Annotated in this window: 12 protein-coding genes; 6 read left to right on the top strand and 6 right to left on the bottom strand. The window is 71.8% G+C overall.

Annotation, left to right across the window (positions count from 1 at the left end; translation table 11 throughout):
- Positions 1 to 59 precede the first annotated feature (59 nt).
- Together pruA and ACZ49J_RS18395 are read right to left on the bottom strand one after the other, a co-directional pair.
- Positions 60 to 1,691 carry an L-glutamate gamma-semialdehyde dehydrogenase gene (pruA, locus tag ACZ49J_RS18390; RefSeq protein ID WP_467449183.1) on the bottom strand — a complete coding sequence of 544 codons (1,632 nt, stop codon included), beginning with the start codon at positions 1,689 to 1,691 and terminating at the stop codon, positions 60 to 62.
- 52 nt (positions 1,692 to 1,743) lie between these two features.
- Positions 1,744 to 2,670 carry a proline dehydrogenase family protein gene (locus ACZ49J_RS18395; protein WP_467449185.1) on the bottom strand — a complete coding sequence of 309 codons (927 nt, stop codon included), beginning with the start codon at positions 2,668 to 2,670 and terminating at the stop codon, positions 1,744 to 1,746.
- A 181-nt stretch (positions 2,671 to 2,851) separates the two neighbouring features.
- Between ACZ49J_RS18395 and ACZ49J_RS18400 the strand changes: the two genes are divergently transcribed.
- Entirely contained in the window at positions 2,852 to 4,042 is a 1,191-nt protein-coding gene (locus ACZ49J_RS18400; RefSeq protein WP_467449186.1) for a PucR family transcriptional regulator, read from the top strand.
- Between the two features lie 2 nt (positions 4,043 to 4,044).
- Here the strand turns inward: ACZ49J_RS18400 and ACZ49J_RS18405 are convergent, their stop codons facing one another.
- Positions 4,045 to 5,499 (bottom strand): FG-GAP and VCBS repeat-containing protein, encoded by a 1,455-nt coding sequence (locus tag ACZ49J_RS18405; protein WP_467449187.1) that lies wholly within the window; start codon positions 5,497 to 5,499, stop codon positions 4,045 to 4,047.
- Between the two features lie 166 nt (positions 5,500 to 5,665).
- Here ACZ49J_RS18405 and ACZ49J_RS18410 point away from each other — a divergent pair, with 166 nt between their 5' ends.
- The 5 genes from ACZ49J_RS18410 (at position 5,666) to ACZ49J_RS18430 (ending at position 12,165) form a co-directional block, all read left to right on the top strand.
- Positions 5,666 to 7,153, top strand: a complete 1,488-nt coding sequence (locus tag ACZ49J_RS18410) for an ABC transporter substrate-binding protein (RefSeq protein WP_467449188.1) — start codon at positions 5,666 to 5,668, stop codon at positions 7,151 to 7,153.
- Positions 7,150 to 8,925, top strand: a complete 1,776-nt coding sequence (locus tag ACZ49J_RS18415; protein WP_467449190.1) for an ABC transporter permease subunit — start codon at positions 7,150 to 7,152, stop codon at positions 8,923 to 8,925. The genes ACZ49J_RS18410 and ACZ49J_RS18415 overlap by 4 nt, the downstream gene beginning before the upstream one ends.
- Positions 8,915 to 9,934, top strand: coding sequence for an ABC transporter ATP-binding protein (locus ACZ49J_RS18420; protein ID WP_467449192.1), 1,020 nt, complete (start codon positions 8,915 to 8,917; stop codon positions 9,932 to 9,934). The genes ACZ49J_RS18415 and ACZ49J_RS18420 overlap by 11 nt, the downstream gene beginning before the upstream one ends.
- A complete protein-coding gene (locus ACZ49J_RS18425) occupies positions 9,931 to 10,608 on the top strand; it encodes an ATP-binding cassette domain-containing protein (protein WP_467449193.1) in 678 nt (225 codons plus the stop codon). The genes ACZ49J_RS18420 and ACZ49J_RS18425 overlap by 4 nt, the downstream gene beginning before the upstream one ends.
- Positions 10,609 to 10,848: 240 nt before the next feature.
- The gene (locus ACZ49J_RS18430; RefSeq protein ID WP_467449194.1) at positions 10,849 to 12,165 is read left to right on the top strand and encodes an RNA-guided endonuclease InsQ/TnpB family protein; all 1,317 of its coding nucleotides are present in this window, start codon (positions 10,849 to 10,851) and stop codon (positions 12,163 to 12,165) included.
- A gap of 140 nt (positions 12,166 to 12,305) precedes the next feature.
- Here the strand turns inward: ACZ49J_RS18430 and serA are convergent, their stop codons facing one another.
- The 3 genes from serA to ilvN form a co-directional block, all read right to left on the bottom strand.
- A complete protein-coding gene (gene serA, locus ACZ49J_RS18435) occupies positions 12,306 to 13,895 on the bottom strand; it encodes a phosphoglycerate dehydrogenase (RefSeq protein ID WP_467449195.1) in 1,590 nt (529 codons plus the stop codon).
- Between the two features lie 388 nt (positions 13,896 to 14,283).
- A complete protein-coding gene (gene ilvC, locus ACZ49J_RS18440; RefSeq protein ID WP_467449196.1) occupies positions 14,284 to 15,285 on the bottom strand; it encodes a ketol-acid reductoisomerase in 1,002 nt (333 codons plus the stop codon).
- Positions 15,286 to 15,417: 132 nt separating this feature from the next.
- On the bottom strand, positions 15,418 to 15,942 hold the full coding sequence (ilvN, locus tag ACZ49J_RS18445) for an acetolactate synthase small subunit (RefSeq protein ID WP_030942875.1): 525 nt from the start codon (positions 15,940 to 15,942) through the stop codon (positions 15,418 to 15,420).
- Positions 15,943 to 15,945 lie beyond the last annotated feature (3 nt).

Raw genomic sequence — 15,945 nt, forward strand, 5'->3', positions numbered from 1 at the left:
GGTATCGTCCCCGTCGTCCCGCTCTCCGGCCAGGTCCTGGTCGAGAGTCTGCCGGGACATCAGCCCATGTGCGGGTACGTGTAGTCGGTCGGCGGGACCAGCGTCTCCTTGATGGCGCGGGTGAGCGTCCAGCGCATCAGGTTCTGCGGGGCGCCCGCCTTGTCGTTCGTCCCCGAGGCGCGGCCGCCGCCGAAGGGCTGCTGGCCGACGACGGCACCCGTCGACTTGTCGTTGATGTAGAAGTTGCCGGCCGCGTAGCGGAGCTTCTCGGCCGTGTACGCGGCGGCCGCGCGGTCGCCCGCGATGACCGAGCCGGTGAGCGCGTAGTCGGCCACCGACTCCATCTGGGTCAGCATCTCCTCGTACTTCTCGTCCTCGTAGACGTGCACGGCGAGGAACGGGCCGAAGTACTCGGTCGTGAAGACCTCGTTCTCCGGGTCGGAGCACTCCACGACGGTCGGGCGGACGAACCAGCCCACCGAGTCGTCGTACGTGCCGCCCGCGACGATCGTGCAGGCGGGGTCCTCCTTGGCGCGGTCGATCGCCGCCTTGTTCTTGGCGAAGGCGCGCTCGTCGATGACAGCGCCGATGAAGTTCGACAGGTCGGTGACGTCGCCCATGGCGATGCCGTCGACCTCGGCGGCGAACTCCTCCTTGAAGCCGGAGTTCCAGATCGACGCCGGGACGTAGGCCCGGGAGGTCGCGCTGCACTTCTGGCCCTGGTACTCGAAGGCGCCGCGGGTCAGGGCGGTCTTCAGCACCGCGGGGTCGGCGCTCGGGTGGGCGACCACGAAGTCCTTGCCGCCGGTCTCGCCGACGATGCGCGGGTAGGAGCGGTACTTCTCGATGTTGTTGCCGACGGTCTTCCACAGGTACTGGAAGGTCTTCGTCGAACCGGTGAAGTGGATGCCCGCGAGGTCGCGGTGCTCCAGCGCGACGTTGGACACCTCGATGCCGTCGCCGGTGAGGAGGTTGATCACGCCCTTGGGCAGACCGGCCTCCTCCAGCAGCCGCATGAGCAGCACCGCGGCGTGGGTCTGCGTCGGGGACGGCTTCCAGACCACCACGTTGCCCATGAGGGCGGGCGCGGTCGGCAGGTTGCCCGCGATCGCCGTGAAGTTGAACGGCGTGATCGCGTAGACGAAGCCCTCAAGGGGGCGGTGGTCGAGACGGTTCCAGACGCCCGGGGCGTTGGCGACCGGCTGCTCGGCGAGCAGGTCGCGGGCGTACTTCACGTTGAAGCGCCAGAAGTCGATCAGTTCGCAGGGGGTGTCGATCTCGGCCTGCTGGGCGGTCTTGGACTGGCCGAGCATGGTGGAGGCGGCCAGCGTCTCGCGCCAGGGGCCGGACAGCAGCTCGGCGGCGCGCAGGATGATCGCGGCGCGGTCGTCGAAGGACATCGCGCGCCAGCCGGGCGCGGCGGCGAGGGCGGCGTCGATCGCGTCCTGCGCGTCCTGCCCCGTGGCGTTGCGGTAGGTGCCGAGGACGGCCTTGTGGTTGTGCGGCTGGACGACGTCGAAGCGCTCGCCGCCGCCGAGCCGCTTCTCGCCGCCGATGGTGCAGGGCAGGTCGATGGGGTTCTCGGCCAGCTCCTTGAGCTTGGCCTCCAGCCGGGCACGCTCGGGCGAGCCGGGGGCGTAGCCGTGCACCGGCTCGTTGACGGGGGTGGGGACCTGGGTCACAGCGTCCATGTGTTCCGTGGCTCCTTGTCTTGAGCGGTGTTGCGAGCGGGGGTGCGGGGCCTCAGCCCTTGGTGATCATGCTGCGCGCGAAGAACCGCAGGTTGGCCGGCTTCTCCGCGAGCCGTCGCATGAAGTACCCGTACCAGTCGGTGCCGTAGGCGGTGTAGACGCGCATCCGGTGGCCCTGGGAGGCCAGGCGGAGGTGCTCGTCACTCCTGATGCCGTACAGCATCTGGAACTCGTACTCGTCCGGTTTGCGCCGGGCCCGGTGGGCCAGCTCCTGCGCGATGGAGATGAGGCGCGGGTCGTGGGACCCGACCATGGGGTACCCCGAGCCCTCCATCAGGATCTTCAGGACGCGCACGTACGCCCGGTCGATCTCGTGCTTGCGCTGGTACGCGACCTCGGCGGGCTCCTTGTACGCGCCCTTCACCAGGCGTACGCGGCTGCCGTTCGCGGCGAGGCGGCGGGCGTCCTCCTCCGTGCGGAACAGGTACGACTGGATCACGCACCCGGTCTGCGGGAAGTCCTTCCGCAGCTCCTCGTGGATCGCGAACATCGAGTCGAGGGTGGTGTGGTCCTCCGCGTCCAGCGTGACCGTGGTCCCGATGGCCGCGGCGGCCTCGACGACGGGGCGGACACCCGCGAGGGCGAGCTCGTGCCCGCCCGGCAGCGCCTGCCCGAACAGGGACAGCTTGACCGACATCTCGGCCCGTGCCCCGAGTTCCAGGCCCCCGAGCCGGTCGACCAGCTCCAGGTACGCGTCCCGGGCGACCGACGCCTGCTCGGGCGTGGTGATGTCCTCGCCGACCACGTCGAGGGTCACGTCCAGGCCCCTGCCGGTGAGGTCCTTGATGACGGGCACGACGTCGTCCACCGTCTCACCGGGGATGAAGCGGTCGACGACGGACTTCGTCACGGGTGCCGCCGAGATCATCCGGCGCATCCGGTCGCTGCGCGACGCGGCGAGAATCACGGGACCCAGCACGGGGCACCTCCACAAGGGAACCAGCGGAAGGCCGCCACCCGACCAGTCGGGTACGGCACGGAGAACCACCGTGAAACCTAAGGATCCCTCCGATCGTCGGCCATCGACAGCTGTCACGCGTCCGTGCCCTGGATCTCAGACAGATGTATGAAGACTTTGGGAAACGCGGGAGAATGCCCGGGTGACGGACGTTTTCAAGGCCGGAGGACCAGGCGGCCGGGACGACTACCAGGAGCTGGTCGACGAGATCTCGGGCCTGCTGGGCGCGCCTGCCACGCTGGAGAACCGCGACTTCGAGCTGATCGCCTTCGGGGCGTACGACAGTGAGGGCGACCTCGACGAGTCGGCGCTCGACCCCGTGCGCACCCGCTCGATCCTCACGCGCCGCTCGACCGCGGCCGTACGGGAGTGGTTCGAGGGCTTCGGCATCACCCGGGCGTCCGGCCCGGTACGGATTCCGCCCACTCCCGAGGCGGGCGTGTACCGCGGGCGCATCTGCCTGCCCGTCCGCCACCGGGGTGTCGTCCTCGGGTACGTCTGGCTGCTGGACGGCGAGCCGGGGCCCACCGGCGCCCAGCTGTCCGCCGCCATGGAGGTGACCTCCCGGATCGGCGCCCTGCTGGTGGACGAGGCCCAGGCGGGCGCGGACCTGACGCGTGAGCTGCGCGCGGCCCTCACGGCCGAGCCCGGCTGGCAGCAGGAGATGGCGGTGGGAGAGCTCCGCACGGGTCTGGGGCCGCGTGCGGACGGCCTCCACACGGTGGTCTGTGTGGCCCCCTGGCCGTCCGCCGACCCGTCGGACGCGCCGTCCGCGCGGGCGGTACCGGGGACGACGGCCCTGTGCACCGTGCCGTGGGGGTCCGCCGCCCAGAGCCTGGCGCTGCTGGTGCGGCTGCGCTCGGCGGACGTGACGCAGCCGGCGCGGGCGGCGGCGGCCCGGCTGCTGGAGCGGGCCGGGGCGGACGCGGCGGCCGGGGTCGCGAGCGCCCGCCCCGGGCTGGCCGACCTGGGCACCGCGTGGCAGGAGGCGTCCGCGTCGGCCCGCGCCGCGCTGGCGGAATCCCGCCTCGGCCCGGTGGCCGAGTGGAGCGCGATCGGCCCGTTCCGCCTGCTGACCTCCCTGCCCCCTCAGGCGGCGCGGGACCCGTCGGTCCGCAGGCTGCTGACGGCCGCCCATCACGAACTGGCCCGCACCGCCGAGGTGTTCCTCGACTGCGCGGGCCAGGCGGGCCGCACGGCGGCCGAGCTGGGCATCCACCGGCAGACGCTGTACTACCGCCTCTCGCGGGTGGAGCAGCTCACGGGCCTGGACCTGGACGACGGCGAGGACCGCCTCCTGCTCCACATGGCCCTGAAGGCACACCGCCTCTGAGGTCAGCTGCCGAGCACCGAGCCGAAGGACTTGTTGCGGTAGGTGAGGCCGAACGCCTTCTCGCTGAACGACACGGCGCCGGACGTCGTGAGCCCCGAACCGCTGCCGCGCAGGATCCAGTCGGCACCGTCGTGGTAGTGGACGTCGTCGTCGAAGACGTCCTCGCCGGCAGCGGCGGCGGTGAGCTCCGCACGGCCGTCGCTGTTCAGGTCCTGGAGCCGGACGGCGGATCCCAGCTGGTCCATGAACTCGGCGGTGCCGGGCACCCCGGCGGTGTTCTGCGTGAAGGACCGGGCACCACTGCCGGACAGGCCTGATGCCGAGCCCTTCAGCAGCCACAGCGCTCCGGCGTTCTCGAGGGAGCCGACGTCCTCGCCGGGCGCGCCCACCGCCGCGTCCGCGTAGCCGTCGCCGTTGACGTCACCGATCGAGACCTGGCTGCCGAAGCCGTCACCCTGCTCGTTCACGCCCGGCACGCCCGCGGTGCCCTGGTCGATCGACTGGCTGCGCGTACTGCCCGGGATTCCCCCGGGGCCGCCGTAGTGGACGGCGACGGTGCCCGCTCCCGAGCTTCCCGGACCGTGGGTGACCAGGTCGTCGTACCCGTCCTTGTCGAGGTCGCCCGCCGCCCGGACGCTCGCGGCGTCGAGGGGCACGCTCGCGGGATTCTGGGTGAACGTCATACCGCCGGCGCCGCCCGCGTAGTAGCCGAGCCACAGGCTCGACGACTCGTCGTCCTCGATGTCACTGTCCCCGCAGACGACCAGGTCGTCGGCGCCGTCGTGGTCGAAGTCGCCCGCCACGATCGCCCCGGTACCCCGGTAGACCTGGTCGGAGCCGGTGGACAGATCGGTACGGGCGGGAGCCGCGGACCGGGTGAACCCGTCGGCGAACACCGAGAGTCCGGCGTAGCCCGTCACGGCGAGCTGGTCGTGGCCGTCGCCGTCGAAGTCGCCGATCGCGACGTTGGAGCCGAAGAGGTAGGCGGAGCTGGAGTTCTCCGTTCCGTACACGGTCAGCGCACCGTTGGTCAGCCCTCTGGAGCCGCCCCACAGGATCTGGACGATGCCGATGTCGGGAGCGCTCGAGCGTTCCATCGTCACGCCGACGGCCAGGTCCGTGTAGCCGTCGCCGTCGAGGTCGCCCGTGGCGTAGGAGTCGCCGAAGTGGTCGTACGCCTCCGCGGTGCCGGGTACGCCCGCGGTGTTCTGGCTGATCAGGGCCGAGCGGCTGGTCGAGACGCCGGACGCCGAGCCGTACAGGACGGTCAACTGGCCCGCCTGCGACTGCCCGTTGACCTTGGCTTTCGGGGTGGCGGCCACCAGGTCGGTGTAACCGTCGCCGTTGAAGTCGTCGGCGGTGGCGCCCGCGGCCGAGGCCGGCACGGCGAGGGGCAGGGTCAGGCCGCCGGCCGCCAGCGCGGCCACGGCGGTGGCCGCCAGAAGTCTTCTGCGCACGTCGATCACTTCATCTCGTGTGGTGTCTGTATTCACGCAAGTGACGCGTGGGGCAGTCGGACGGTTGCCCTGGCCGGAAGGTCGGATTCCGTGATTGTTGAAAACGATTGTCATCATGCTACGGTCAGCTCATCGTCCTTGACCGCCCCTTTACCCGGAGGGTTCCGTGCGCCTGCCCACCCGACTCCTGCCCGTCACGGCCCTCACCGCGGCCTCCGCCCTGCTCACCGGATGCTTCACCGGCGCGGAGCCGGCCACGGACGGCACCGGAGGACAGCGCATACGCCTGGCCATGATGCTGCCGCCGCGCTCGGGCCTGTCCCCGCTGTCCGACGACGCGTTCAAGCTGTCGCGCTGGTCGACGGCCGAGACGCTGGTGAAGCTGGACGCGGAGGGTGACGCAAGACCCGCACTGGCCACCGGGTGGCAGCAGAACGGGCGGACCTGGACGTTCGAGATACGGGACGGCGTGACGTTCCACGACGGCACCGAGCTCACCGCCGAAGCCGTCGCCCGCTCCCTCACCAGGGCGGCCACCGCCTCCCCCAAGCCCCGCATCCTCGACGGGGTCGACCTCACCGCGAAGGCCCAGGACGGCAAGGTCACCGTCACCACGGGCACGGAGGACCCGCTCGTCCCGCAGCGCCTCAGCTCGCCGCAGCTGTCGATCCTGGCGGCGAAGGCGTACACGGGGAAGACGGTGAACCCGGTGGGCGCGGGCACCGGCCCCTTCGAGCTGACGAAGGTGAACGGCACCTCCTCGGCGACCCTCGACCGCTACGACGACTACTGGGGCGGCAAGGCCAAGTCCCCCGGAATCGACGTGAAGTTCGTGCCCGACGGCACCGCGCGTGCCGCCGCCCTGCGCACCGGCGAGGCGGACATCGTCGAGGCCGTCCCCGTCTCCCAGGCCGCGGTGCTCGACCAGGACCTGATCACCGAGGTCCCCATGCCGCGCACGAACACCCTGTACCTGAACACCGAGAAGGGCGTCTTCAAGGACGCCGGGCTCCGGGCCGCGGCCCGCGAGGCCATCGACGCGAAGTCGATCGTCGAGGGCGTGTACGAGGGGCGGGCGGACGTCGCCGAGGGGCTGCTCGGCCCGGCGCTGCCCTGGGCCGCCGATCTGCGGTCGCCGGTGAAGCGGGCGAAGGCCGCCGACCCGTCCGGCAGGTCCGTCACCATCGGTACCTTCACCGACCGGGCCGAGCTGCCCGAGGTCGCCGCCGCGCTGCAGCAGCAGCTCCAGAAGGCCGGGTTCAAGGTGAAGCTGGAGATCCGCGAGTACGCGAACATCGAGTCGGACGCGCTGGCGGGAGAGTTCGACGCGTTCGTCCTCTCCCGGGCGACCGTCCTCGACTCCGGCGACCCGGCCGCCTACCTCTACAGCGACTTCGGCTCCAAGGGCTCCTTCAACCTCTCCCAGCTCGCCGACACGACGGTCGACGCGGCCCTGGACACGGCCTCCGAGGCGAAGGCCGGTGACGGGCGCCGCAAGGCGGTCATCGAGGCCGAGGCCGCCGTGCTCGCCACCGACGCGGCCGTGCCGATGCTGCACGAGCGCGTGATCCAGGGCGACGCCGCCGGGGTCACGGGCGCGGCCCACGACCCGCGCGAGCGGGAGCTGGTCACGGCGGACACGTACGTCAAGTGAAGCGCACCGCAAGGCGGTTGGTCAGCCCGGCCGGGCTGACCCGCCTCATCTGTCTCGTCGCCGTCCTGGCCGCCGTCGGCCTGCTGCCGTGGCTCTCCGGCAAGGACCCCGCGCTGACCGTGCTGCGCGCGCGGTCGGCCGAGCAGGAGGCGACGCCGGAGGCCCTGAACGCGATCCGTACCGACCTCGGCCTGGACGCGGGCCCCCTGTCCCTGCTGGGGGGCTGGGCCTCCGGACTGCTGCGCGGCGACCTCGGCACGTCATGGGTGTCGGGCACGGAGGTGCTGCCCTCCGTGGTCTCCGGTCTCCAGGTGTCGCTCGGCCTGATGGCCGCCGCCTTCGCGATCGCGGTACTGCTGGCGTGCGCGCTGGTGGCGCCGGTGCTCGTCCGGGGCCGGGGTTCGGGCGGGGCGTTCGCCGCGATGCTGGCCGCCGTGCCGGAGTTCCTGCTGGCCACGGTCGCGTTGCTGGTGTGCGGGGTGTGGCTGGGGTGGCTGCCGACCTCCGGATGGCAGGGCCCCGCGTACATGGTGCTGCCCGCGATCGCGCTCGGTGTGCCGGCGGGCGGACTCCTCGGGCGCCTGGTCGCGGACGCCCTGCCCGCCGTACTCGACGAGCGCTGGGTGGAGCTGTGGCGGGGCGCCGGGGTGAGCCGGGCACGCGTCGCGGCGGCGGCGCTGCGGCGCGTACTGCCGCCCCTCGTCCCGCAGTTCGGCATGGTGGCCGTCGGTCTGACGGGCGGCGCGGTCGCCGTGGAGACGGTGTTCGCGGTGCCCGGCATCGGCCGTACGGCACTGGGCGCGGCCAAGTCGCAGGACCTGCCGCTGCTCCAGGGGGCGGTCCTGGCACTGCTCGCGCTCGGCCTGGTCACGGGCGCGCTCGCGGCACTCGTGCGGCGACGGCTGCTCGGCCCGGCACTGCGGGACGCGGGGCTGACCCTGCCCACTGCCCGCCCGGTCCGCTCGCACCCGGCCGTTCCGGTCGCGCTCGCGGCGGTGCTGCTGACGGCGGTCGGCTGGGGGCTGCTGCGCGACCCGTACGCCGTGGACACCACCGCCCGGCTGCTGGCACCGTCCTGGGCGCACCCTCTCGGCACGGACGGTCTGGGCCGGGACGTACTGGCCCGGCTGGGACACGGCGCGGCGTCGACGATCGGCACGGCGGCGGCGGTCTGTCTGGCGGGCCTGCTCCTCTCCCTCGCCCTCGGTTTCCTGCCGTCCGTGGCGTCCGGCGCGTCGGACATCGCCAACGCGCTGCCTCCGGTGATCGCGGGCATCCTGGTCGCGGCGGTCGTCGGCCCCGGCACGGGTGGCGCGGCCCTCGCCGTGGCCCTGCTGTCCTGGCCCGCTCTGGCGGCGCACGCGGCGGCCCTGGTGCAGGAGGTCCGCGCGTCGACGTTCCTGACCGCCCAACGGGCCATCGGTGCCTCGCCGTGGTGGATCCTGACCCGGCACGTGCTGCCCTCCGTGGCCGGCCCCGTCTCCCGCCATGCCGTCCTCCGCCTCCCCGGCATCGCCCTCGCCCTCGCCTCGCTGGGCTTCCTGGGCCTCGGCGCCCAACCGCCCGCCCCCGAGTGGGGTTTGCTGCTCGACGAGTCCCGCGCCTACGTGGAACGCGCCCCGTGGGCGGCCCTGGCCCCGGCGGTGGCCCTCGCCCTGCTGGCGGGTCTGGCGGTGTCGACGGCGGCGTACGCGGAAGGACCCGGAGGCCGGCGCACCCGAGAGGTCACCGAGGCCGGCGCCTTGACGAAGGAGCCCACCGTTGGAGTCTGAAGTGTTGCTGTCGGTGCGTGATCTGCGGATCGCCTTCGCGGGCGTGGAGGCCGTGCGCGGCCTGTCCTTCGACGTCCGTCCGCGTGAAGTGCTCGCCCTGGTCGGTGAGTCGGGCGCGGGCAAGTCCCTCACGGCACGGGCCCTGCTCGGGATGCTGCCCCGGGGCGCGAGGGCGAGCGGGACGGTGCGCCTGCGCGGTGCGACGGACCTCGCGGCCCAGCGCGGCCGCCGGATCGCGCTCGTCCCCCAGGACGCCCTCTCCGCCCTCTCCCCCGTGCACCCCGTGGGCGACCAGATCGCCGCCGCCGTACGGTCGGTGGCCCGCGTCTCACGCAAGGAGGCCCGCGCCCGCGCGGTCGCCGCACTCGACCGTGTGGGCATCCCCGACGCCGTACGCAGGGCGCGCGCGTACCCGCACGAGTACTCCGGCGGCATGCGCCAGCGCGCTGTCATCGCCATGGCGACCGTCAACGACCCGGACCTGGTGGTCGCCGACGAGCCGACGACCGCGCTGGACGCGGAGCTCCAGGAACAGGTCCTGCGGGTCCTGGGCGAGCGGCGCGAGGCCTCCGGCGCCGCGCTCGTGATCGTCACGCACGACCTGTCCGTGGTCCGGGAGCACGCCGACCGCGTGCTCGTCATGTACGCGGGCCGCCAGGTCGAACAGGGCCCGGCGGCACGGGTACTGGACCGCCCGGGGGCGCCGTACACGGCCGGGCTGCTGGCGTCGCTCCCGCCGGAGGAGGACTGTCCGGAGGAGGACCGTCCGCACGAGGAACGCCCCGCCAAGGGCCGCCGGCGCCTGGCCAGCATCCCCGGCGCGCCGCCCACCCCCGCCTCCCTGCCGCCCGGCTGCGCCTTCTCCCCACGCTGCCCGCTCGCGGAGGACCGCTGTCACCGCGAGGAGCCGCAGCCCCGGCGGCTGGACGACGAGCGGGAGGTCACCTGTCACCGCTGGGACGAGATCCCGTACCCGGCGGCCGAGTTGTTCCTGGAGCAGCCCGCATGAAACCGAGCTCACCCCTCCTGGACGTCCGTGACCTGGTCGTACGGTACGGCCCGGTCACCGCCGTGGACCACGTCTCGTTCACCGTGGACGCGGGCGAGACCGTCGCTCTGAACGGCCCGTCGGGCTGCGGCAAGTCGTCCACACTCGCGGCGGTCCTGCGGCTGCGCCGCCCGGACGCGGGGGACGTGCGCTTCGAGGGCCGTGAGTTGACGCGTCTGACCGAACGGGAGCTCCGCCCGGTCCGCCCCCGTCTGCAGCCGGTCTTCCAGGACCCGTACGGCTCGCTCAGCCCCCGCCACCGCATCCGCGACGCGGTGGCGGAACCCCTGCGCGTCCAGGGCCGCTGGGACGCGACCGGCCCGGAGCGGGTCGCGGAACTCCTCGACCGGGTCGGCCTGGCCCCGGAGCACGGCGACCGCTTCCCGCACGAACTGTCCGGCGGCCAGTGCCAACGCGCCGGAATCGCCCGCGCGCTGGCGTCCGGGCCGCGCCTCCTTACCCTCGACGAGCCCGTCTCGGCCCTCGACCCGTCCGTACGCGCCGGGGTCCTCAACCTGCTCGCGGACCTCCAGGAGGAGCTGGGGCTCGCGTACCTGTTCATCTGTCACGACCGCGCGGTCGTACGGCACTTCGCGGACCGGTCGATCGAGATGCGCGAGGGGCGCGTCACGTAGGTCACGACGCATCACCTGCTTCTGGCGAGGATGCCCCGGCGTTCACGCCGGGAAGGAATCGCCTCTTGCCGGCTGCGACGCGGAGCGTCGCCGCGTCGGCTCTTCGTCCGGCGCGGAGCGCCCGCACGGCTGCCCGGCGGAGCCGGGGAATGCGAACAGCCGTCCCGCGGGTCACCTGCTGTGGTGAGTGCCGGGCGAATGGCGGTTGTGTGTGCGGAAGTCGTACTACGGTCCGATGTCGTGAAGCTGGTCGTGCAGGTGAAGCTGCTGGTGACGCCGGAGCAGGCGTCGGCGCTTGAGGTGACCCTGCGCGCCTGCAACCGGGCCGCCACCTACGCTTCGCAGGTTGCCTTCGCCAAGCACCTCAAGGACCGCAACGGTCTGCAGAGGGAGGTGTACGCGGATCTGAAGGCCACGTTCGGGCTGTCGGCGCAGCCGGCGGTGCGCGTGGTGAAGAAGGTCGTCGACGCCTACGCCGCCCTGAAAGCCAATCTTCAGGCCGGAAACCTGGGCCCGTCCACCTCCAAGCGGCACCGCAGGGCGGTCGGCTCACCGATCGCCTTCCGCCTCGATGCGGCCCAGCCGTTTGACGACCGCTGCCTGTCGTGGCAGTACGACGCACGCACCGTCTCCCTCTGGACCGTCGACGGACGGATGAAGGGCATCGGCTTCGCCTGCTCCCCCGACCAGCTCAAGACCCTCGTGCAGTACCGCAAGGGCGAGAGCGACCTCGTCCAGCGCGGCGGGAAGTGGTTCCTGATCGCCACCTGCGACATCCCCGACCCAGAGGTGTACGAGCCTGCCGACTTCATCGGGGTCGACCGGGGCATCGTGAACCTGGCCACCACTTCCGACGGCACCAACCACCAGGGGCGCCGCCTGTCCCGCTACCGGCGCTGGCAGGCCCGCAAACGCGCCGAACTCCAGGCCAGGCAGACCCACTCGGCCACCCGCCGCCTCGCCCGCCGCGCACAGAAGGAACGCCGCCATGCCACCCATGTGAACCATCGGATCAGCAAGGAGATCGTGTCCGTTGCCCAACGCACCGGTCGCGGCATCGCCGTCGAGGCACTCGGCGGGATCCGTGAGCGGGTACGGCTACGCGGCGACCAGCGGGGCACCCTCTCCTCCTGGCCCTTCCACCAGCTCGGACACCACCTCGCCTACAAAGCTCGTAAGGCCGGGGTGCCGTTCCTGGAGGTGGACGCGCGCCATACCTCGCAGCGCTGTCCGCGCTGCGGTCACACCGAGCGGGCCAACCGGTCCGACCGGGACCATTTCCGCTGTCGTCGGTGCGGGCTCGCTGGCCCCGCCGACGTCGTCGCCGGGGTCAACGTGCGCGACCGTGCACGCTCGGCGTGGGCATTGGTGGTGCTGCTGGGCGCGGCGGTGGCGGGTGTGGTGGCTTTGCGGAGGCTGCGGGTGCCGGAGGGCGAAGCGCCCGCCGGAGCGGAACCGGGAGAAGGCGGTGGCCTGACGGAACGCCGGGGCGGTCACGCCGGGGTTTGTGAAGACCGCGCAGTTCTCCGCGCAAGAATCAGCCCCTCCGGCGTTTGAGGAGCGGGGTCCGGGGCGGAGCCCCGGGGACGGGACGGGTAGGGGCGGCGGGGGCGAGAAACCCCCAGGGGCGCACCCGCACACAGGTGGGGCCCGGCCACCACCAGGTGACCGGGCCCACCGTCGTACCGGGACGAACCTCAGACCAGGTTCACCGACCGCGCCGACGTCGCACCGATCTCCTCGGCGACCTCCGCCAGCACCGGCTGCGGCACCGTGTCGTCGACCGTCAGGACGGCGAGAGCCTCACCACCCGCGGTGGAGCGGGAGACCTGCATACCGGCGATGTTGATCCCGGCCTCACCGAAGATGCGCCCGACGGTACCGACGACACCCGGCCGGTCCACGTACGTGAAGACGACCATGTGGTCGGCCAGCGCGAGGTCCACGTCGTACTCGTTCACCGCGACGATCTTCTGGTGGTGCTTGGGACCGGCGAGCGTACCGGAGACGGAAACCTCCTCGCCGCTGCCGAGCGTGCCCCGCACGGTGATGACGTTGCGGTGGTCCGGCGACTCCGAGCTCGTCGTCAGCCGCACCTCCACGCCCCGCTCCTGCGCGAACAGCGGAGCGTTCACGTACGAGACGGTCTCGTCGACCACGTCCTCGAACACACCCTTGAGCGCCGACAGCTCCAGCACCTTCACGTCGTGCTGGGTGATCTCGCCGTACACCTCGACGTCGAGACGGACCGCGACCTCGCCCGCGAGCGCGGTGAAGATCCGGCCCAGACGCTCGGCGAGCGGCAGACCCGGCTTGACGTCCTCGGCGATGACACCGCCCTGGACGTTCACCGCGTCCGGCACCAGCTCACCGGCGAGGGCGAGCCGGACGGACCGGGCCACCGCGATGCCCGCCTTCTCCTGGGCCTCGTCCGTGGACGCGCCGAGGTGCGGGGTGCAGACGACCTGGTCGAGCTCGAAGAGCGGGGAGTCCGTGCACGGCTCCTTCGCGTACACGTCGAGGCCGGCGCCCGCGACCCGGCCCTCCTTGAGCGCCGAGTACAGCGCCTCCTCGTCGACGATCCCACCGCGCGCGGCGTTGACGATCCGCACGGAAGGCTTGACCTTGTGCAGCGCCTCGGCACCGATGAGACCGACGGTCTCGGGCGTCTTCGGCAGGTGGACGGTGATGAAGTCGGAGACCTCGAGCAGCTCGTCCAGCGACAGCACCTTGACGCCCATCTGCGCGGCCCGGGCGGGCTGGACGTACGGGTCGTACGCGACGACCTTCATGCCGAACGCGGACATGCGCTGGGCGACGAGCGCGCCGATGCGGCCGAGACCGACGACACCGAGGGTCTTCTCCGCCAGCTCGACACCGGTGTACTTGCTGCGCTTCCACTCGCCGTTCTTGAGCGCCGTGTTGGCCTGCGGGATGTGGCGCGCGGAGGCGAGCAGGAGACCGCAGGCGAGCTCTGCGGCGGTCACGATGTTCGAGGTGGGTGCGTTGACGACCATCACGCCGGCCTTGGTGGCGGCGGAGACGTCCACGTTGTCCAGGCCGACGCCGGCTCGCGCGACGACCTTGAGCTTCTTCGCGGCGGCGATGGCCTCGGCGTCCACCTTCGTCGCGGAACGGATCAGGATGGCGTCGACCTCGGCGATGGCCGGGAGCAGCTCGGCTCGGTCCGCTCCGTTGCAGTGCCGGATCTCGAAGTCCGGGCCGAGCGCGTCGACGGTCGCGGGCGACAGCTCTTCGGCGATGAGTACGACGGGTTTCGAGCTCACGTGAGTCCTCACATGTCCAATGCGGACGGCCGTCCCGACGGCCGCTGGCGGTGGAGGGGAGTAGCACCGGGGAAGGGCGGGTGCGTTCCTGTGCCGGGCGGCGTGAGGACGTGCCCGCACTTCTTCGGTGTCGCTTGGCCGCGTGGAAGACGCACGACGCTGTGGGCCTGACGCGTATGTAGTACGGCAGTGTAGTGGCGTGACGGGGGCGTCCGGCGCTTCTCCGCGAGGATCACCCGGACGGGCACACTTGGCCGCCGGCCGCGCGGAAGCGGAACACCCTCTCCGGCGATCGCCCCGCCACCGCGGCCCCTCCGGTTCGAGGAGCGGGGTCCGGGGCGGAGCCCCGTGGCGGTACCCCGGCTGAGGGCACCGCCACGGGTCAGGATCACGCCTCTTCGTCGTTCACCCACGACATCAGCTTGCGCAGCTCCTTGCCGGTGGTCTCCAGCAGGTGCTCCGAGTCCTGGGTCTTGTACTCGTTGTACTTCTTCAGACCGCCGTGGTACTCGTCCATCCAGGCCTGGGCGAACGAGCCGTCCTGGATCTCGGCGAGGACCTTCTTCATCTCGGCCTTGGTGGCGTCGGTGATGATGCGCGGGCCCGTGACGTAGTCGCCCCACTCGGCGGTCTCGGAGATCGACCAGCGCATCTTCTCCAGGCCGCCCTCGTACATGAGGTCGACGATCAGCTTCAGCTCGTGCAGGCACTCGAAGTACGCGATCTCCGGCTGGTAGCCGGCCTCGGTCAGCGTCTCGAAGCCCGCCTTGACCAGGGCGGCCGTACCGCCGCAGAGGACGGCCTGCTCGCCGAACAGGTCGGTCTCGGTCTCCTCGGTGAAGGTCGTCTTGATGACGCCGGCGCGGGTGCCGCCGATGCCCTTGGCGTACGACAGGGCGAGCGCGAAGGCGTTGCCGGTGGCGTCCTGCTCGACGGCGGCGATGCACGGAACGCCGCGGCCCTCCTCGTACTGGCGGCGGACCAGGTGGCCCGGGCCCTTGGGGGCGACCATGCAGACGTCCACGCCGGCCGGGGGCTTGATGAAGCCGTAGCGGATGTTCAGGCCGTGGCCGAAGAACAGGGCGTCGCCGTCGTTCAGGTTCGGGGCGATGTGCTCCTCGTAGACCTGGGCCTGGATCGGGTCCGGGACGAGGATCATGATGACGTCGGCCTCGGCGGCGGCCTCCGAGGGGGTCACCACGCGCAGGCCCTGCTCCTCGGCCTTCGCCTTGGACTTGGAGCCCTCGTGCAGACCGACGCGGACGTCGGCACCCGAGTCGCGCAGCGACAGGGCGTGGGCGTGGCCCTGGCTGCCGTAGCCGATGACCGCGACCTTGCGGCCCTGGATGATGGACAGGTCGGCGTCAGCGTCGTAGAACAGCTCGGCCACTTTGGGTTCTCTCCTTGGGAGTGCAGGTGTTGCGTCCCACCGTATGACGGTGGACTCGGTGAGGGTCTCGGGGTCTCGGAATGCGGGCGGCACGACGGGCGGCCGGCACCTGCCGACCGCCCGGTTCTCGCCTTACGCCGACCGGTCCAGCGCCCGCAGCGACCGGTCCGTGATCGAACGGGCGCCGCGGCCGATCGCGATCGTGCCGGACTGGACGAGCTCCTTGATGCCGTACGGCTCCAGCATCTTGAGCATGGCGGACAGCTTCTCGCTGCTGCCGGTGGCCTCGATCGTCACGGCCTCCGGGGAGACGTCGACGGTCTTGGCGCGGAACAGCTGGACGATCTCGACGATCTGGGAGCGCGTCTCGTTGTCGGCGCGCACCTTCACCAGAACGAGTTCGCGCTGAACGGCCTGCGACGGCTCCAGCTCGACGATCTTCAGCACGTTGACGAGCTTGTTCAGCTGCTTGGTCACCTGCTCCAGCGGCAGGTCCTCGACGCCCACGACGATGGTGATGCGGGAGATGTCGGGGTGCTCGGTGACGCCGACGGCGAGCGAGTCGATGTTGAAGCCGCGGCGGGAGAACAGGGCCGCGATCCGGGCCAGAATGCCCGGGGTGTTCTCCACCAGGACGGAGAGCGTGTGCTTGGACATGGT

The sequence above is a fragment of the Streptomyces sp. NPDC030840 genome (assembly GCF_055572015.1).